At 62.1% G+C, this 17,918-nt stretch carries 16 protein-coding genes; 8 read left to right on the top strand and 8 right to left on the bottom strand.

Annotated features, from left to right (window positions below):
• Positions 1-78 precede the first annotated feature (78 nt).
• From FGK63_RS20875 to FGK63_RS20510, 8 genes are all read right to left on the bottom strand, one after another.
• Positions 79-240 carry a hypothetical protein gene (locus FGK63_RS20875; RefSeq protein ID WP_171052733.1) on the bottom strand — a complete coding sequence of 54 codons (162 nt, stop codon included), beginning with the start codon at positions 238-240 and terminating at the stop codon, positions 79-81.
• A 44-nt stretch (positions 241-284) separates the two neighbouring features.
• Positions 285-1,784 (bottom strand): mannitol dehydrogenase family protein, encoded by a 1,500-nt coding sequence (locus tag FGK63_RS20540; RefSeq protein WP_138845822.1) that lies wholly within the window; start codon positions 1,782-1,784, stop codon positions 285-287.
• Entirely contained in the window at positions 1,772-2,545 is a 774-nt protein-coding gene (locus FGK63_RS20535; protein WP_138845820.1) for an L-iditol 2-dehydrogenase, read from the bottom strand. Before FGK63_RS20535 ends, FGK63_RS20540 begins: the two co-directional genes overlap by 13 nt.
• Complete coding sequence (locus FGK63_RS20530; protein WP_138845818.1) at positions 2,542-3,546, bottom strand: ABC transporter ATP-binding protein; 1,005 nt, start codon at positions 3,544-3,546, stop codon at positions 2,542-2,544. Before FGK63_RS20530 ends, FGK63_RS20535 begins: the two co-directional genes overlap by 4 nt.
• A 12-nt stretch (positions 3,547-3,558) precedes the next feature.
• Positions 3,559-4,389: a carbohydrate ABC transporter permease gene (locus tag FGK63_RS20525; RefSeq protein ID WP_068347767.1), complete on the bottom strand. Its 831-nt coding sequence runs from the start codon at positions 4,387-4,389 to the stop codon at positions 3,559-3,561.
• A 10-nt stretch (positions 4,390-4,399) separates the two neighbouring features.
• A complete protein-coding gene (locus FGK63_RS20520; protein ID WP_068347768.1) occupies positions 4,400-5,266 on the bottom strand; it encodes a carbohydrate ABC transporter permease in 867 nt (288 codons plus the stop codon).
• 125 nt (positions 5,267-5,391) lie between these two features.
• Complete coding sequence (locus tag FGK63_RS20515) at positions 5,392-6,702, bottom strand: ABC transporter substrate-binding protein (protein ID WP_138845816.1); 1,311 nt, start codon at positions 6,700-6,702, stop codon at positions 5,392-5,394.
• A 114-nt stretch (positions 6,703-6,816) separates the two neighbouring features.
• On the bottom strand, positions 6,817-7,845 hold the full coding sequence (locus tag FGK63_RS20510) for a LacI family DNA-binding transcriptional regulator (RefSeq protein ID WP_068348077.1): 1,029 nt from the start codon (positions 7,843-7,845) through the stop codon (positions 6,817-6,819).
• Positions 7,846-8,070: 225 nt separating this feature from the next.
• Here FGK63_RS20510 and FGK63_RS20505 point away from each other — a divergent pair, with 225 nt between their 5' ends.
• From FGK63_RS20505 to pgi, 8 genes are all read left to right on the top strand, one after another.
• Positions 8,071-9,297, top strand: coding sequence for an ROK family transcriptional regulator (locus FGK63_RS20505; RefSeq protein WP_246044101.1), 1,227 nt, complete (start codon positions 8,071-8,073; stop codon positions 9,295-9,297).
• Positions 9,298-9,301: 4 nt separating this feature from the next.
• Positions 9,302-10,228, top strand: a complete 927-nt coding sequence (locus FGK63_RS20500; protein ID WP_138845814.1) for a carbohydrate kinase family protein — start codon at positions 9,302-9,304, stop codon at positions 10,226-10,228.
• Positions 10,229-10,316: 88 nt separating this feature from the next.
• The gene (gap, locus tag FGK63_RS20495; protein ID WP_138845812.1) at positions 10,317-11,348 is read left to right on the top strand and encodes a type I glyceraldehyde-3-phosphate dehydrogenase; all 1,032 of its coding nucleotides are present in this window, start codon (positions 10,317-10,319) and stop codon (positions 11,346-11,348) included.
• Between the two features lie 4 nt (positions 11,349-11,352).
• The gene (gene zwf, locus FGK63_RS20490) at positions 11,353-12,804 is read left to right on the top strand and encodes a glucose-6-phosphate dehydrogenase (RefSeq protein ID WP_138845810.1); all 1,452 of its coding nucleotides are present in this window, start codon (positions 11,353-11,355) and stop codon (positions 12,802-12,804) included.
• 2 nt (positions 12,805-12,806) lie between these two features.
• On the top strand, positions 12,807-13,502 hold the full coding sequence (pgl, locus tag FGK63_RS20485) for a 6-phosphogluconolactonase (RefSeq protein WP_138845808.1): 696 nt from the start codon (positions 12,807-12,809) through the stop codon (positions 13,500-13,502).
• Positions 13,502-15,313 carry a phosphogluconate dehydratase gene (gene edd / locus FGK63_RS20480; protein WP_138845806.1) on the top strand — a complete coding sequence of 604 codons (1,812 nt, stop codon included), beginning with the start codon at positions 13,502-13,504 and terminating at the stop codon, positions 15,311-15,313. The genes pgl and edd overlap by 1 nt, the downstream gene beginning before the upstream one ends.
• A gap of 4 nt (positions 15,314-15,317) precedes the next feature.
• A complete protein-coding gene (eda, locus tag FGK63_RS20475; protein WP_138845804.1) occupies positions 15,318-15,971 on the top strand; it encodes a bifunctional 4-hydroxy-2-oxoglutarate aldolase/2-dehydro-3-deoxy-phosphogluconate aldolase in 654 nt (217 codons plus the stop codon).
• On the top strand, positions 15,968-17,596 hold the full coding sequence (gene pgi, locus FGK63_RS20470; protein WP_138845802.1) for a glucose-6-phosphate isomerase: 1,629 nt from the start codon (positions 15,968-15,970) through the stop codon (positions 17,594-17,596). The genes eda and pgi overlap by 4 nt, the downstream gene beginning before the upstream one ends.
• Positions 17,597-17,918: the final 322 nt, after the last annotated feature.

Raw genomic sequence — 17,918 nt, 5'->3', positions numbered from 1 at the left:
ACTCGTAGAACAGCGCTGGTTGCGCCTCCTGCCTCGGTCCCATCATCGCAAATCCTCCCGCCCAATGCGGGAATTGAATCAGCCCGATGCCCCTCGATCAAGCACGAGTTTTTCAACGGAATAGGCCCAGAGCCGACGTTCATTGGCCACGTCGTCGCTGCGCTGCAACTTTCGCATTTCTGCCACTGGTGTATCGCGCAGCATTTCCTGCGTTCGAGGGATCGCTCGCACCAGAGCCATGGGCGACATCACGGTATGGTTCAGGAAAAGAGGTGACGCCCGCGTCAACCGGTTCCAGCAGCTGAGTCGGACTCGACTGCCAAGTAGTCTTTCATGGCCGTGTCGCAACCTTCCTCCCAGATCAGGCGCAACCACCGCTCAAAGGCCGTAGCGAATGGTTGTGCCTGCTGCAATTCGCCGTAGAACCGGCTCTGCTCCAGCCAGGCGCTGGGACGTTCACGTGCGTCACGCGCAACTGCGGTCAGATCGGTCCAGAAAGGGTCATTCGGCTCGATTGCAGACCCGTCTTCACGTGTTCCTTCGCACATGCGCGCCCAAAGGGCCTCGACCAGAGCCAGACCTTCAACCGACCGGCCTGCCGCAAGTTGATCGCGAACGATCGGCAATACAAATCCGGTGTGGCGGGCGGAGCCATCGAAGGCGACACGCCGCGTCGTGTCCACGATTTTCGGATTGGCGAACCGCCTCTCGATGAGGTCGACGTAAGATAGAGGCGTGGTGCCCGGAACCGCGGCAACGGTCTGAGCGATCTCCGTAGCCTGCACCTTGCGGAACATCGCAGATACCAGCGGATGGGCCATGCACTCGGCGATGGTTTTGAGCCCGAGGATTTCGCCGGCATTGGCAAGAACCTGATGGCCGGCGTTGAGGATGCGGATCTTCATCGTCTCGTAGGCGTGAACGTCATCCGAGAATGTCGCACCGACAAGATCCCAGTCTGGCCGCCCGGCGCAAAAGTTGTCTTCGATCACCCATTGCCGGAACGCCTCATGAGTCACCGGAGCCGCATCGACGACCCCGAAATCCCGGCTCAGGGCCAGTTCCTTGGGGCCTGTCGCCGGGGCGATGCAATCGACCATGGAATTCGGAAAGCTCGCATTGGCTTCGATCCAATCGGACAAGTCGGGATCCGACAGCCGTGCCAGCGAAACAACGGTCTGGCGCAGGATTGCGCCGTTTCCTTGCAGATTGTCGCAGCTCAGGCCAGTGAACGGGTCGTGGCCTGCCGCGCGACGCATTCGATAGGCGGCGACCATCGCGCCGAAAACTGTGCGCGGCACGTCGGGATGCGCAGCGTCGTGCTGGATGTCAGGATGGTTGGCATCAAAACCCTTGCTCACCGGATCAACGTAGTACCCGCTCTCGGTGACCGTCAGAGCGACGATGCGGATGGCCGGGTCCGCCATCGCGCGGATCAGGGGGCCATTGCCGGCCTCGACGGGCAGATAGTCAATCATGGATCCGATCACCTCGGCCGAGGTGCCCTCGGGATCAAGCTCGATCAAGGTGGTCAGACAATCCTGCGCCAACAGCTTTTCACGCATTGCGGTGTCATAAGGACGGACGCCCGCGCCTACGATCGCCCAATCGCGGGCCCGCCCCGCCTGCATCAGGCGATGCAGGTACCAAGCCTGGTGCGCACGGTGGAAGTTTCCGACGCCGATATGAACGATGCCAGGCGTGAGCGCCTTGCGGTCATAGCGGGGATGCTCGATGGCAAGCTGACCGAGCGTGGAGTTGGAAAGGGGGATCAGCTCATCCATTGGCCACCGTCCACGTTGTAACATTGAGCAACGACGTAATTCGCCTCGTCGCTTGCAAGAAAGACCGCCATGCCAGTCAGATCCTCCGCCACGCCCATGCGGCCGAAGGGAACCGCCTGACCGACCTCTTCCTTCTTCTGGCCCGGCGCCTTGCCTTCGTATTTGGCGAAGAATGCATCCACATCGTCCCAGTGCTCGCCATCGACCACGCCGGGTGCAATGGCGTTGACGTTGATGCCGTGCCTGATCAGATTGAGCCCCGCGGATTGGGTCAGGCTGATGACCGCAGCCTTGGACGCGCAATAAACGCCGACAAGGGGCTCACCACGCCGGCCGGCCTGGCTTGCCATGTTGATGATCTTGCCCCCCTGTCCGCGCTCGATCATGTGCCGCGCCACGGATTGCAGAGTGAACAACGTGCCCGCGACGTTGATGCCGAAGGCGCGGTCATAGTCTGCACGGCTGATCTCGACGATCGGTGCCGCCGTGAAAACCGCCGCATTGTTGATCAGGATGTCTATCTGCCCGAAGGCCTTGATCGTTTCCTGGACGGCGCGGTCGATGCTGGCCTGATCGGAAACGTCGATCTCGACGGCGATTGCCGCCTCGCCCAGATTCACAGCAGCTTCGCGGGCCCGATCGATTTCGATATCGGCGATTGCCACGCGCGCGCCTTCGCGGACATACGCCTCGGCAAAGGCGCGCCCGATGCCCCGGGCCGCGCCCGTGATGAGCGCCGATTTCCCGGCGAGACGTGTCATGCGATCCTCAGGCCGTTTTCGTCGAACTTGTGGATCAGTTCCGCCCGCGGCGTCAGGCGGATGCGGTCGCCATGGCGGAAACCGACTTCACCGTCCGCGCGAACCGTGATGGTCTCCGCGAGACCAGTATCGTGAACATGGAAGAACGTGTCCGATCCCAGGTGTTCCGAAACGCTGACCACGCCGGACCACGGACCCTCATCGGCTGAAACCGCGATATGCTCGGGGCGGATGCCGATCGTGTGGGCTCCGTGCTTGCCGGCCTCGGCGCCCTCGATGAAGTTCATCTTGGGCGATCCGATGAACCCGGCGACGAACTTGTTCCGGGGCTCGTGGTACAGTTCCAGCGGTGACCCGACCTGTTCGATCACGCCGGCCTGCAGCACTACGATCTTGTCGGCCATGGTCATTGCCTCGACCTGATCGTGGGTCACATAGATCATGGTGGTTTTCAGCCGCTCGTGCAGTTCGCTGATCTCCAGCCGCATCCCGACCCGCAACGCGGCGTCCAGGTTGGACAATGGTTCGTCGAAGAGAAAGGCGGAGGGCTCACGAACGATCGCCCGGCCAATCGCCACGCGCTGGCGCTGTCCTCCCGAGAGTTGGCCCGGACGCCGGTCAAGATAGTCGGTCAGGTTCAAAGCATTGGCCGCGGCCTCGATCCGGCGCTTTTGCTCGTCTTCGGAAACCCCCGCCATCTTCATCGGAAAGGCGATGTTCTTGCGCACCGACATGTGTGGATACAGCGCATAGGACTGGAACACCATCGCCAGACCGCGCTTGGCGGGGGGCACGTGGGTGGCGTCCTGACTGTCAATACGGATTTGCCCGCTTGTGGTGTCCTCCAGCCCCGCAATCAGGCGCAGAAGGGTGGATTTCCCGCATCCCGAGGGGCCGACGAAGACCGTGAACTCGCCATCTTCGATCGTCAGGTCCAGCGGGGGGATGACTTCTACGTCGCCGAACCTTTTGGAGACCTTGTCCAGTGTGATACGTCCCATGTGTGTATCTCCTTATTTGACGGCGCCGAAGGTCAGGCCGCTGACGAGTTGTTTCTGGCTGAACCAGCCGAGGATCAGGATCGGCGCGATCGCCATGGTCGAAGCCGCGCTGAGCTTGGCGTAGAAAAGCCCTTCGGGGCTGGAATAGCTGGCGATGAAGGCCGTCAGGGGGGCGGCCTTGGCCGCGGTAAGGTTGAGGGTCCAGAAAGCCTCGTTCCAAGCCAGAATGAAGTTCAGAAGCAGCGTCGAGGCGATGCCGGGCACGGCCATGGGGGTCAGCACGTAAAGGATTTCCTCCTTCAGCGTTGCCCCGTCCATGCGCGCGGCCTCGAGGATTTCGCCCGGGATCTCGCGGAAGTACGTGTAGAGCATCCAGACGATGATCGGCAGGTTCATCAGCATCAGCACGATGACGAGGCCGGTCCGGCTATCGAGAAGCCCCAGTTTGATAAAGATCAGGTAGATCGGATACAGAACACCAACCGCCGGGAGCATCTTGGTGGAGAGCATCCAAAGGAGGATATCCTTGGTGCGGGTCGAGGGCACGAAGGCCATCGACCAGGCGGCCGGGACCGCGACGATGATCCCCAGCACCGTGGACCCGCCGGCGATGATGACCGAATTCCACAGGTACCGCATGTAGTCGGAACGTTCCTGAACCACGGCATAGTTCTCCAGTGTCCAGTCGAAGAACAGGAAAACCGGCGGATCCGAGATGGCCTGTGCTTCGGTCTTGAAGCTGGTCAGAATGGTCCAGAGGATCGGGAAGAAAATCAGAAGTCCGACACCCCAGGCGAGGACGGTGTTGATGATCTTGCGTTGCTGCGTAACTGCGCGCGCCATGAAATCCTCCTCACGCGTCCAGGTTCTTGCCGACGATGCGCATCAGGAAGATGGCGACAATGTTTGCGAGAATGATTGCATAGACACCGCCCGCCGAGCCGAGCCCGACATTCTGGCTTTCCAGCACGCGCTGATAAATCAGATAGGTCAGGGTGCGGGTGCCGAAGGAGCCTTGGGTGGTCACGAAGATCTCGGCGAAGATCGCCAGAAGGAAAATCGTCTGGATCAGAACCACGACCGTGATGGCGCGGCTGAGATGCGGCAAAGTGATATAGGCGAAACGCTTGAGCGGTGAAGCGCCATCCATTTCCGCGGCCTCGAGCTGTTCGCTGTCGAGAGACTGGATGGCCGTCAGCAAGATCAACGTGGCAAAGGGCAGCCATTGCCAGGACACGATCATGACGATCGACTGCAGCGACGCCTGGCTCAGCCATTCGACCGGCTGTGCGCCGAAGAATTTCCATAGATGCGCGAAAAGCCCGTTCACGGGATCCATGAACATGTTCTTCCACACCAGTGCCGACACGGTGGGCATGACGAAGAACGGCGCAATGACGAGGATGCGAACGATCCCCTGGCCCCACATGGGCTGATTGAGCAGGATTGCCAGCAGGACACCGAAAACGACCGTGATGACCAGCACGCCGCCGACAATGGCCAAGGTAGCCAGAACCGAAGGCCAGAAGGCGCTGGAGGTCACGAAGCGGACATAGTTGTCGAACCCGACCCAACCCAGGTCGCCGCCCCGCAGGGGAAGGTATTTCTTGAATGAGAAGTAGAGGGTCATGATCAGCGGGACGAGCATCCATCCGAGAAGCAGGACCACCGCCGGTGCCATCATCAGGCGCGCCGCAGATCTGGAATGTTGGGTTGCCATGGGGCACACCTCCTCTGTTGGTCGCCCTCAGGCTACCTGAAGCGGGTTAGCGACATAGAGAGAGAATTGGACCCCGGGGGAGACAGGGGAGAAGGAAGGTTCCCCCGGGGCTGGGCGGAAGCCGGTCAGTAGCCGGCAGCTTCCATTTCGTCAGCGGCAAGCGCCTGCGCCTTTTCGAGCGCCTCGGCGACCGATTGCTGGCCCGCAAGTGCGGCGGAGATTTCCTGGCCGACCTGAGTTGCGATGCCCGCGAACTCGGGAATAGCCACGAACTGGACGCCCGTGTAGGGGACCGGCTTGACCGACGGGTTGGTCGGGTCAGCGGCGTTGATCGAGCCCAGGGTCATTTCCGCGAAGGGCGCGGCGCTCTGGTATTCCGGATTCTCGTAGAGCGATGTCCGGGTGCCGGGCGGAACATTGGCCCATCCCTCTTTCGAGGCGACCAGGGCGGTGTAGTCTTTCGAAGTTGCCCAGGCGACGAATTTCTTGGCCGCGTCAGTGGCATCAGACCCTGCCGGAATCGCCAAGGACCACGCCCAGAGCCAGTTGCCGCGTTTGCCCAGGCCGTTGTCCGGCGCCAGTGCGAAGCCGACCTTGTCGGCGACGGTCGAGTCGTTGGGGTTGGTCACAAAGGACGCGGCAACGGTGGCATCGATCCACATGCCGCATTTGCCCTGCTGGAACAGCGACAGGTTTTCGTTGAAGCCATTGGTCGAGGCGCCCGGAGGACCGTAGTTGTTCATCAGGTCCATGTAATAATTGACGGTGGCCGTCCATTCTTCGCCATTGAGTTCCGGCTGCCAGTTCTCGTCAAACCAGCGTGCGCCGAAAGAATTCGACATGGCGGTCAGGAAGGCCATGTTCTCGCCCCAACCCGCCTTGCCGCGCAGGCAGATGCCGTAGATCTCGTTGTCCTTGTCGGTCATCGCGGCGGCCGCCTGCTTGATGAAGTCCCAGGTCGGGGCTGCGGGCATTTCCAGACCGGCCTTCTCCATCAGGTCGGTGCGATACATAACCATCGAGCTTTCGCCGTAGAACGGCGCGGCATAGAGTTCGCCGTCCACGGTCAGGCCGCCGCGGATGGCGGGCAACAGGTCATCGGCATCCCATTCTTCAGGCATGTCGTTCAGCGACACGAGCCAGCCTTGGCTACCCCAGATCGGAACCTCGTAGGTGCCGATGGTCATGACGTCGAACTGGCCGCCCTTGGCGGCGATGTCCTGGGTCACGCGCTGACGCAGCACGTTTTCTTCCAGTGTCACCCATTCCAGTTTGATGTCGGGGTTGGCCGCCGTGAATTCATCGGTCAGACCCTGCATGCGGATCATGTCGCCATTGTTCACGGTGGCAATTGTGACGGTGGTTTCGGCGAAAGCGCCGCCTGCGGTGACCGCCGCCAGAGCCGTCGCGGTGAGAAGTGAGTTCTTCAGAGACATCCGAGTCCTCCCTGTATGGATGATGCAGAAGAGAATAGGATGTTTCGCGACGCGCAGTCAATTCTTTTTTTACGCGCGTCAATTTTAGTGGTTACTGGTCCAAATAACAAGCGGTTAGGCGGACTCCCGCATCACGAGCTTGCCCTCGAATAGGGTCTCTTCACGCGCCGCGGGCCGCCGCTCCGATTCCAAAATTGCAAACAGGGCACTGGCCGCGTGATCCGCAATCGCGGAGTAATCCTGCGCAATCGTCGTCAGGGATGGACAGGTAAAGCGCGAGAACGGATGGTCGTCATGACCGGCCACACGGAGTGTGCAGTCCGGCCCCCGGCCCACGCGGATCCCTTGACGGTAAGCCGCTGACAGCATGCCGATGGCAAGGCGATCGTTGCTGCACAAAACCGTGTTTGTTGGAAAGACCCTGTCGGCCAGCATTCGCCCCCCTTCGACACTTCCGATCTCCTCGAAGTCCCACCCGTCTCCTTCGGCCTGGAAGATATGCGCAGGGTGCCCCTGCCGTGCCATCGCCTCCAGGTAGGCTTGACGGCGCTTGTTCGCATTCGGGTTCGAGGGCGTTTTCATCTCGAAGAAGCAGGGCGGTTCTCCGCTTCGGCACAGATATTCAACGACCAATCCTATGCTCTGGAAATTGTCCGTTCCGATGAACGCTTCTCCCGCGCCTTCGATGTTGGCGTCGAACAGCACTAATGGCACTTCGCGCGCGAATTCCTGGATGAATTTCCTGTCTGACGCCCGGCCGAACGGTGCAAGGAGAACGCCTGCCGGCTTGAGCGATCTCAAGGAATCCAGGTTATCGTTCTCCAGTTGTGGGCTGCCATGCGAACTGTGCAAAATCGGACTGTAGCCCGCATCCAGGCAGGCAAGTTCGACTGCGCGCCCGATCTCGGAAAAAAACGGATCCGCCAAGTAGGGCACGACGATCCCGACGTTCTTGGTCTTGCTCCGGTTCTGGTTCATGGCGAAGACGTTTGGCCGGTAATCGTACTTCTCGAGCGCCTTCTCGATCCGCTCCCGGGTCGAACGCCTGACACTTTCGGGGTCGTTGAAGAATTTCGACAGGGTCGGGCGAGAGATGCCGCTGATGGCCGCGAACTCTTCCATGTTTCGTATCTTCTGAGTCATTTCATCCCGCAATCACTAAACTTGCCGCGCGCAAATTTTTTTCTTTTCAATATGAACAAGGCTTGCGAAAAATCAAGCTTGGCAAGGCTGCCTGCCCTTGGTCCACCAAGGCACATGGCTGAACTGCGCGAAAAGGCCTTTTAATAAATCACAGTGATTTATTTATTGACTCGATGACCGGATTGAACCACATTCCCCGCAAAACACGCCACTGACGAAGAATCCATGCAACACGCAACAACGCAGTACGAAGAAGACCTGACCCGCGTCACCTCCGTGACCGCGCGTGGGTCAAATCAAAGCGGGATGCGTGCCTACAACGAACGCCTTGTCCTGTCTCTGATCCGTCAGTCGGGCGCCCTGGCCAAGGCGGACATCGCCCGAATGACCGGCCTGTCTGCCCAGACTGTTTCCGTGATCATGCGCTCTCTGGAAGCGGATGGGCTACTTGAAAAAGGCGAGCCCGTTCGTGGCAAGGTAGGGCAACCCTCGGTGCCCATGCGGTTGAACCGGGAGGGCGCCTTCTTCCTTGGCCTCAAGGTCGGCCGGCGCAGCCTGGATCTTGTCCTGACGGATTTCCTTGGACAGGTTGTGGACAGGGTCCAAGAGAAACACGCCTACCCTGCTCCCGACAGGGTCGTGGAGTTCGCGCACAAGGCCATCGGTCAAATTCTCGACCGCCTGCCGCCAGAACACCGAAATCGCGTTGCGGGGTTGGGCATTGCCATGCCGTTTCAACTTTGGGATTGGGCCGAGGCGCTGAGTGTTGCCCCTTCCGAAATGGCCGGCTGGCGAGACTTTGACATTGCTGCAACAATCCGAGAGCGTTTCGACTTTCCGGTCTATCTCAGCAATGACGCCTCCGCGGCCTGCGGTGCGGAACTCGTTTTCGGAGACCAGACCAAGCCACGGGATTTTCTCTTCTTCTTCATCGGCTTCTTCGTCGGCGGTGGGCTGGTTCTGGACAACATGCTTTATACCGGCCGCACCGGGAACGCAGCGGCGCTCGGGTCCGTGCCGATCAGGATCACGGGCACTACGACCAAGCAACTTGTGGACGTGGCCTCGCTGGCGGCGCTGGAGAAAACCGTGCTCGTTCATGGCGGCGAAAGCAACTCGCTCTGGGACGACCCGGAAAGTTGGTCCGTTGCCGAGGAAACGCTAAATTCTTGGACGGAGGAAGCGGCCAACGGCCTTGCCTGCGCCGCGCTGTCCTCGGCCTGCCTGATCGATTTCGAATGCGTCGTCGTGGACGGGTGGATGCCGGCTCGGGTGCGGGCCGATCTGGTGGAACGCGTCCAACAGCGGATCGACGCCATTGCCTTGCCCGGCGTCCAGGCGCCGCAGGTCCGCGCGGGGAGCATTGGCGGCGATGCCCGCGCGCTTGGCGCGGCAAGCCTGCCGCTGTCCGAACGGTTCCTCGTGGACCGCAACGCTTTTCTGAAAGGCTGAACCTATGATCTTGTGTTGCGGAGAAGCCCTGATCGACATGATCCCCGCACCGACCGGGACGGGACGCGACGGGTTCGTTCCCCATTCCGGCGGCGCCGTATTCAATACGGCGATCGCGCTGGGGCGCCTCGGTGTACAAACCGGCATGTTGACTGGCTTGTCGACAGACATGTTCGGGCGACAGCTTGCAGATGCGTTGAAAGCCAGCCATGTGGACACATCGCACATCGTCACCTCGGACCGTCCGACCACCCTGGCGTTCGTACGCCTCATGAACGGTCATGCGACCTATTGTTTTTTCGATGAAAACACGGCCGGTCGCATGCTGTCAGCAGATGTGATGCCAGCCCTGTCCGCGGAGGTGTCCGCCCTCTACTTCGGGGGGATCAGCCTTGCCTGCGAACCCGGCGCAAACGCCTATTCCGCCCTTCTTGAACGCGAGGGTCCCGGCCGTGCGGTCGTTCTGGATCCGAACATCCGCCCCCGATTCATTCGGGACATCGGGCGCTATCGCAACCGGCTGGACCGCATGGTGGCACTGGCGGACATCATCAAGGTTTCGGACGAAGATCTGAACTGGATTCAGCCTGAACCCCTGTCCCTGCGCGAAAAGGTCGAGATCCTGCTGCACAAGGGACCATCCGTCGTCATTCTGACCCGTGGCGGCGAGGGCGCGACCGGATTCCTGGCGAACGGTGCGGAAGTTCATGTGCCTGCGCACCGGACCGAAATCGCCGACACCGTTGGCGCCGGCGACACGTTCAATGCAGGCGTCATGGCAAAACTGTCCGAACTCGGCAAGCTGACCAAGTCCGAACTGGCCACCTTGTCGCCGGCAACTTTGGAAGAGGCCATGACACACGGCGCAAAGGTCGCGGCCATCACCGTGTCGCGGGTCGGCGCCAATCCCCCATGGGCCGGAGAGTTGTGAATTGACGGATAGGGACGGCAATTTTTTTACCGCGAACTGTTAGCGCAAACACTTCGCCGCGGAAACGGAAACACTCGGAGGACAAGACATGACGATCAAGATTGCCATCAACGGCTTTGGGCGGATTGGCCGGGGGGTGCTGCGCGCCCTGATCGAACAGGGCACGGAAGACATCGCGGTCGTCGCGATCAACGATCTGGCGCCGCCGAAGAACATCGCCCATCTGCTGAAATACGACAGCGTTCACGGCCGCCTGCGTGAACCGGTGCAAGTGGATGGGGATATGCTGATCGTCGGCAACCGCAGGATCCGCCTCACCGCGATCCGCAATCCCGAGGATCTGCCTTGGGGCGATGTCGATGTCGCCTATGAATGCACCGGCCTCTTCACCACGCGCGAGCAGGCGGCGCTGCATCTGAAGAACGGCTCCAAGCGCGTGCTGATCTCGGCCCCCGGCACCGATGTGGACCGGACCGTGGTCTACGGCGTCAACCACATGGACCTGACCGCCGGGGACGTGATCGTCTCCAACGCCTCCTGCACCACCAACTGCCTTGCCCCGGTGGCGATGGTTCTGGACCGCGCCTTCGGCATCAAGACCGGCTACATGACCACGATCCACGCCTTCACCGGCGATCAGCCCAGCCACGACACCAACCACCGCGACCTCTATCGCGCCCGGGCGGCGTCGATGTCGATGGTGCCCACCTCGACCGGCGCCGCGCGCGCCATCTCGGAAGTGCTGCCGCAGCTCAAGGGCAGGCTGGAAGGATCGGCCGTGCGGGTGCCCACGCCCAACGTGTCGCTGGTGGATCTCAGCTTCATGCCGGAACGCCCGGCGACGCGCGACGAGATCAACGCCGCGATCGCCGAGGCCGCCAGGGGCGAGCTTGCGGGCGTCCTGTCCTACGAAGAGGATCCGCTGGTGTCGATCGACTTCAACCACGATCCGCATTCGTCCTGCTTCGCGGCGGCGCAGACCTCCGTCACCGAAGGCGGCCTGGTTCGCGTGGTCAGCTGGTACGACAACGAATGGGGCTTTTCCAACCGCATGATCGACACCGGCCGCCGCATCGGCGCGCTGCTGAACGCCTCCGATCATCTCAAACTGGCGAGCTGAGCAAATGGTCTCGCGCGTCATCCCGGTGGATCCCTTCGATCTTGTCATCTTCGGCGCGACCGGAGACCTCGCCCGCCGGAAAATCCTGCCCGGCCTGTTTCACCGCTTCGCGGTAGGACAGATGCCGGAACACGCTCGGATCGTAGGGGCGGCACGGTCGGACCTGGACCGCGCCGCCTTCCGCGACCTGGTTGGAGGAAGCCTGCTCGAATTTGCGCCCCAGGCGTCCGGGCAGAAGGGGCTGGTGAACCGCTTCCTCGAAAAGCTCGACTATGTCAGGGTCGATGTCACCGGCACGAAAGGCTGGCCCGAACTTGCCGAACTCATGCGCCCGGATGTGATCCGCGCCTTCTACCTTTCGGTTTCGCCGACTTTGTTCGGGGCCATCGCCGACAACCTGAACGAACACGGAATCGCAACGCCCGACAGCCGGATCGTGGTGGAAAAACCCTTCGGCCATGATCTGGCATCGGCCAAGGCCCTGAACGCCGACCTGCTCAACGGTTTCGCGGAACACCAGATCTACCGGATCGACCACTACCTCGGCAAGGAGACCGTGCAGAACCTGATGGCGCTGCGCTTTGCCAACTCGCTGTGGGAACCACTGTGGAACTCCACGCATGTCGATCATGTCCAGATCACGGTGGCGGAAAGCCTCGGCGTCGAAGGCCGCGGCGGATACTATGACCGCTCGGGCGCCATGCGCGACATGGTGCAGAACCACCTGATGCAGCTATTGTGCCTGACTGCGATGGAACCGCCTTCCCGGCTGCATCCAAACGCCGTGCGGGACGAGAAGGTCAAGGTAATCGAGGCGTTGGAACCGGTGGAGCCGGCCGATATCGTCCGCGGGCAGTACCGCGGCAAGGGTGCGGCGGACGGCTATCGCGATCATGCCGGCGATCCCGACAGTCGCACCGAGAGTTTCGTCGCGATTAAAGTGAACATCGGCAACTGGCGGTGGGCCGGCACGCCGTTCTATCTGCGCACCGGCAAGAAGCTGCGGGCGCGCACATCGGAGATCGTCGTCATGTTCCGCGACCCGCCGCACATGATGTTCCCCAAGACCGAGGGCTTGCGCGGCAATGCCCTTATCATCCGCCTGCAGCCGGACGAAGGCATCACCCTGCGCACGACGATCAAAGAGCCGGGGCCGGGCGGTTTGCGGCTGGCCGAGGTTACGCTCGACATGACCTTTGCCGACGCGCTTGGGCCCCATGCCGAGGCGCAAGACGCCTATGAACGGTTGATCATGGACGTGATCCGCGGCGACCAGACCCTGTTCATGCGCGGCGACGAAGTCGAAGCCGCCTGGGCCTGGGCCGATCAGATCATCGCCAATTGGGAGGACGCCCGGCAACATCCCGCGCCCTACGACGCCGGCAGTTCGGGCCCGGAGGACGCACTGATGCTGATGCACCGCGACGGGCGCCGCTGGCGGGAAATCGAGGCGTAACCATGCATGAATTCATCGAATATTCAGACCCAGCTCAGCAAGCCGAGGAACTCGCCGCCGTCGTGGCGAGGCAGCTGTCGGACACGTTGGCGCGTCAGGAAAAGGCCACGCTGGCCGTGCCCGGCGGAACGACGCCGGCCCGATTTCTGTCAGAACTTTCAAATACTGCGCTCGAATGGAACCGCGTTTCGGTGCTGCTGTCCGACGAACGCTTCGTTCCCGAAACCGAACCGCGGTCAAACACGCGCCTGCTGAAGGAACAGTTCGTCCGAAACGCGGCAGCGGAGGCAACGATCGTGCCGCTATACGCCGCCGGAGCAACGCCGGAAAGCGTTCTGGAACAGTTTTCGGCCGGTGTTCGGAAGGTTTCTCCAATCGATGTCTGCGTTCTTGGCATGGGTGCAGACATGCACGTGGCGAGCCTTTTTCCCGGCGGCGACAACCTCGCCAAGGCGCTGGACGTCGCGGGCCCGGACGTTCTGATCCCGATGCGCGCTTCGGGCGCGGAAGAACCGCGCGTCTCGCTGACGGCATCCGCCCTGACAGGCGCGACGCATCTGCACCTGCTGATCATGGGGCCAGAAAAGCTCGCAGCGCTGCGCCACGCCGAAAGCGAAGGCTCCGCCATGCAAGCGCCAGTTCGGATCGTTCTGGGGCGCCGCAACCTGACTGTTCACTACACAAATGGAGGGGAATAATGACGACCCCGATCGATACCGTCCGACGCGTGACAGACCGGATCATCGCGCGCAGCGAAGCAACCCGAAACCCCTATCTCGACCGCATGGCAGCGGCCCATTCCAAAGGACCGGCCCGGGCGCATCTTTCCTGCAGCGGTCAGGCGCATGCCTACGCGGCCAGCGGGACAGACAAGGACGCCTTGGCGGGAGGGTCGGCGGGCAATCTGGGAATTGTCACCACCTACAACGACATGTTGTCGGCGCATCAGCCTTACGAACGCTACCCTGAACTGATCCGGCAGGCAGCGCGTGATGCAAGCGGGACGGCACAGGTCGCTGGCGGGGTTCCGGCGATGTGCGATGGCGTGACCCAGGGCGAGGCAGGTATGGAGCTGTCCCTGTTTTCGCGCGACGTGATCGCGCTCGCCGCCTCGGTGGCGCTCAGCCACAACACCTTCGACGCGGCGGTGTTTCTCGGCGTCTGCGACAAGATCGTTCCCGGCCTCGTCATCGCGGCACAGGCCTTCGGGCATTTGCCGGCGGTGTTCCTGCCCGCAGGACCAATGGAAAGCGGTCTGTCCAACGAAGAGAAAGCCAAAGTCCGACGCCAGTTCGCCGCCGGCGAAGTCGGCCGGGATGCGCTGATGGCCGCCGAGATGGCCGCCTATCACGGGCCCGGAACCTGCACCTTCTATGGCACGGCCAACACGAACCAGATGCTGATGGAGTTCATGGGGCTGCACCTGCCGGGGGCCAGTTTCGTGCCGCCCAACACCGAATTGCGCGACGCCCTGACCTGCGAGGGGGCCCGCCGCGCCCTGTCGCTGAGCGCGCTCGGCAACGACTACACGCCGGTCTGCGACATTCTCGACGAGCGCGCCTTCGTCAACGGCATCATCGGCCTGAATGCCACCGGCGGCTCGACGAACCTGCTGATCCATCTGGTCGCCATGGCCCGGGCGGGCGGCATCCTGCTTGACTGGCAGGACTTCTCGGACCTCAGCGAGGTCACGCCGCTGATGGCGCGGGTCTATCCCAACGGGTTGGCAGATGTGAACCATTTCCACGCTGCCGGCGGGCTCGGTTACATGATCGGCGAATTGCTGAAGGCCGGTCTTCTGCATCCCGACACGAAAACGGTCGCGGGAACGGGCCTGGAAAACTACACCATGGACCCGCAATATTCGGACGGCGTCCTGACATGGCGCGCGGGATCAGGCCACAGCCTGAACGACAAGATCCTGCGCCCTGCAAATGACCCGTTCCAGCCGACCGGCGGGCTCAAGCGGCTGACCGGATCGCTGGGCACGGCGGTGATCAAGGTCTCGGCAGTCGCGCCCGAGCACCACGTGGTCGAAGCGCCGGCTCGTGTCTTCGCTGACCAGAACGACGTTAAGGCAGCCTTCAAGGCGGGCGAGTTGACCGGTGACGTGGTGGTTGTCGTCCGGTTCCAGGGGCCAAAGGCCAACGGCATGCCGGAACTGCACAGCCTGACACCGCTCTTGTCGATCCTTCAGGCACGTGGACAGAAAGTGGCTCTGGTGACCGATGGGCGCATGTCCGGCGCTTCGGGCAAGGTTCCCGCGGCCATTCATGTCTGTCCCGAAGCGGTGGACGGCGGGCCAATCGCCAGACTGAAGGACGGAGATCTGATCCGGGTCGACGCCGTGGCCGGAACGCTGGAAATCCTGACGTCCGGCGTCGAAGAGCGCCCCGTCGCTATTGCGGATCTTTCCGCTAACCAAGCCGGCACCGGCCGCGAGCTGTTTGCCACCTTCCGGAACTCGGTAGGCCCTGCAACCGCCGGCGCCACGATCTTCGGAAGCTGATCCCATGGCCCTTACTCCTTCCGACGCAAGCCGGCTGACCCGGGAAGTCTGCGCGTTTGCCCCCATCGTTCCGGTCCTGGTGATCGACGACGTCGATGCCGCCCGCCCCCTGGCCGAGGCCCTTGTCGCCGGCGGGCTGCCGGCGCTGGAAGTGACCCTGCGCACACCGGCTGCGCTGCCGGCGATCCGTACCATGGCCGAGGTCGCTGGTGGCTACGTTGGGGCCGGCACGCTGGTCACACCGAAAGATGTGCGTGCGGCGAAAGAGGCCGGGGCGACGTTCGGCGTATCCCCCGGCGCCACGGATGAATTGCTGGCCGCCTGCGAGAAAGAGGATCTGCCGCTCTTGCCGGGGGCCGCGACGGCGAGCGAGGCGATGCGCCTCCTATCGCGCGGATATGACATGCTCAAATTCTTTCCAGCCGAAGCCTCGGGCGGTGCACCAGCTCTGAACGCGCTCGCTGCACCACTTCCCCAAATTACCTTCTGCCCGACCGGGGGGATCAGTCCTGGCAACGCGACGGCCTACCTGCGCCTGCCCAACGTCCTTTGCGCTGGCGGCAGTTGGGTCGCCCCGAAGAACCTCGTTGCAGCCAAGGACTGGTCGGGAATCGAAGCACTGGCCCGAGCGGCGTCCGAACTGGGAAAAACACAATGAGCGACATCTGGAACAAGCTGGAACGGAACCTTGCCGCGGCGGGTGATCGCCGGATCCTTTCCCTGTTTGACGACCCTGAGCGTTTCGGCACGTTCTCGGCGGAAACCGATGGAATGCTTCTCGACATCTCGAAGACCAACATCGACGGCGATGCCTTGTCTCTCTTGATCCGGCTGGCGGAAACCACCGGCGTCGCAAATAAGCGCGACGCCATGTTCCGAGGCGAAAAGATAAACGTCACAGAAGACCGTGCCGTCTTGCACTCGGCGCTTCGCGCCCCGGCATCGGATCCACTGATGGTCGATGGCAAAGACGTGCGGCCGCCGATCGCCGAAACGCTACGTCGCATGGAACGTTTCGCCGAAGACATCCGGTCGGGCTGGATCACCTCTGCTACCGGACAAAGCTTTACCAACGTGATCAACATCGGCATCGGCGGCTCCGATCTGGGTCCGGCGATGGCGGTTCGGGCGCTCGCCCCCTTTCATGACGGGCCGCGCTGCCACTTCATTTCCAATGTCGATGGCGCCGACGCCGCGGACACGCTTCGCGATCTCGATCCGCGCCGGACGTTGGTTGTGGTGGCCTCCAAGACTTTCACCACGATCGAAACCATGACCAATGCGAATACCGTTTTGAAGTGGCTGCGCGCCGCCTTGGGCGAAGGGGCCGTTTCGCACCTGGCCGCGGTATCGACCGCATTGGACAAGACCGCCGACATGGGCATTGCCCCCGACCGGGTGTTCGGCTTTGCTGATTGGGTCGGCGGGCGCTATTCGCTCTGGGGTCCGGTCGGCCTGCCGATCATGCTGGCTGTCGGGCCCGAGGGCTTCCGCGAATTCCTGTCGGGCAGCCACGCCATGGACCGGCATTTTCAGGACGCGCCGCTGAACCAGAATCTTCCCGTCCTGCTCGGATTGGTGGGTATCTGGCATCGCAACATCTGCAACTATCCCACCCGCGCGGTGCTGCCGTATGACCAGCGGCTGGCGCGGCTTCCTGCTTATCTTCAGCAGCTCGACATGGAAAGCAACGGCAAGGGCGTGACGATCGACGGCCAAGACTTGCCCCGCCCCTCCGGCCCGGTCGTGTGGGGTGAGCCCGGCACCAATGGACAGCACGCCTTCTACCAGCTTCTCCATCAGGGAACCGAGGTCGTTCCGGCGGAATTCCTGATCGCCGCCGAAAGCCACGAGCCCGATCTCATGGAACACCACGACCTGCTGAAAGCCAATTGCCTCGCCCAATCCGAGGCACTGATGATTGGGCGATCCTTCGAAACGGCCAACGAGATCGCTGCAGGCCTTGGTTTCGAGGGCGACGAGCGGCAAGTTCAAGCCGCGCACCGCACTTTCGAAGGCAACCGCCCCTCGGTGACCCTCGCCTACCCAAAACTGACGCCCTTCACGCTCGGCCAGATCATCGCCCTCTACGAGCACCGCGTCTTTGTCGAAGGCGTGATCTGGGGAATCAATTCCTTCGACCAATGGGGCGTGGAACTGGGCAAGGAACTGGCCAATGCGCTGTTGCCGATGGTTCGGGGCGCACCCGCGCAAGGCAAAGACGCCTCGACGCAGGGGCTTCTCAGGAAATTGTCCGGGTGCGGACACCGCGCGAAAGTGTGAGCGAGGGCGCGGAGAGCCTTCGGCAGCTTCCGATTGCCTCACGGTTCTCATTCCTGCGTACCAAAAACGCCAATCTGAATGGCTGAACCGGTTCTTGTCCGCAGCTAAGTTCCGGAATCCACCATTCAAAGGGAGACGTCACAGTTGGGTACGGCTCGAACCGGCCGTTCACCTTTGCCGCAGCGAATGTCGGCTCTCCGCCGATTCCGTGGAAAAACACCCGTTCGCGGGCGCAGAATTCCGTCGCTTGAGTTGGGCGCGTGCGCCTTTCCTGTCAGGCTTTTCGCGGTTGCTGCAGTGCGGGAAGGATCTTGGCCAGTTT

Origin of the sequence: Ruegeria sediminis (genome assembly GCF_005938215.1) — a bacterium.
Lineage (GTDB): Bacteria > Pseudomonadota > Alphaproteobacteria > Rhodobacterales > Rhodobacteraceae > Ruegeria > Ruegeria sediminis.
This window is presented reverse-complemented; position numbering and strand designations above follow the sequence as displayed.

Excerpts from the sequence above, each read along its gene's own strand:
- FGK63_RS20875 (WP_171052733.1), bottom strand. The coding sequence starts at position 240 with ATGGCTCTGGTGCGAGCGATCCCTCGAACGCAGGAAATGCTGCGCGAT.
- FGK63_RS20540 (WP_138845822.1), bottom strand. The coding sequence starts at position 1,784 with ATGGATGAGCTGATCCCCCTTTCCAACTCCACGCTCGGTCAGCTTGCC.
- FGK63_RS20535 (WP_138845820.1), bottom strand. The coding sequence starts at position 2,545 with ATGACACGTCTCGCCGGGAAATCGGCGCTCATCACGGGCGCGGCCCGG.
- FGK63_RS20530 (WP_138845818.1), bottom strand. The coding sequence starts at position 3,546 with ATGGGACGTATCACACTGGACAAGGTCTCCAAAAGGTTCGGCGACGTA.
- FGK63_RS20525 (WP_068347767.1), bottom strand. The coding sequence starts at position 4,389 with ATGGCGCGCGCAGTTACGCAGCAACGCAAGATCATCAACACCGTCCTC.
- FGK63_RS20520 (WP_068347768.1), bottom strand. The coding sequence starts at position 5,266 with ATGGCAACCCAACATTCCAGATCTGCGGCGCGCCTGATGATGGCACCG.
- FGK63_RS20515 (WP_138845816.1), bottom strand. The coding sequence starts at position 6,702 with ATGTCTCTGAAGAACTCACTTCTCACCGCGACGGCTCTGGCGGCGGTC.
- FGK63_RS20510 (WP_068348077.1), bottom strand. The coding sequence starts at position 7,845 with ATGACTCAGAAGATACGAAACATGGAAGAGTTCGCGGCCATCAGCGGC.
- FGK63_RS20505 (WP_246044101.1), top strand. The coding sequence starts at position 8,071 with ATGCAACACGCAACAACGCAGTACGAAGAAGACCTGACCCGCGTCACC.
- FGK63_RS20500 (WP_138845814.1), top strand. The coding sequence starts at position 9,302 with ATGATCTTGTGTTGCGGAGAAGCCCTGATCGACATGATCCCCGCACCG.
- gap (WP_138845812.1), top strand. The coding sequence starts at position 10,317 with ATGACGATCAAGATTGCCATCAACGGCTTTGGGCGGATTGGCCGGGGG.
- zwf (WP_138845810.1), top strand. The coding sequence starts at position 11,353 with ATGGTCTCGCGCGTCATCCCGGTGGATCCCTTCGATCTTGTCATCTTC.
- pgl (WP_138845808.1), top strand. The coding sequence starts at position 12,807 with ATGCATGAATTCATCGAATATTCAGACCCAGCTCAGCAAGCCGAGGAA.
- edd (WP_138845806.1), top strand. The coding sequence starts at position 13,502 with ATGACGACCCCGATCGATACCGTCCGACGCGTGACAGACCGGATCATC.
- eda (WP_138845804.1), top strand. The coding sequence starts at position 15,318 with ATGGCCCTTACTCCTTCCGACGCAAGCCGGCTGACCCGGGAAGTCTGC.
- pgi (WP_138845802.1), top strand. The coding sequence starts at position 15,968 with ATGAGCGACATCTGGAACAAGCTGGAACGGAACCTTGCCGCGGCGGGT.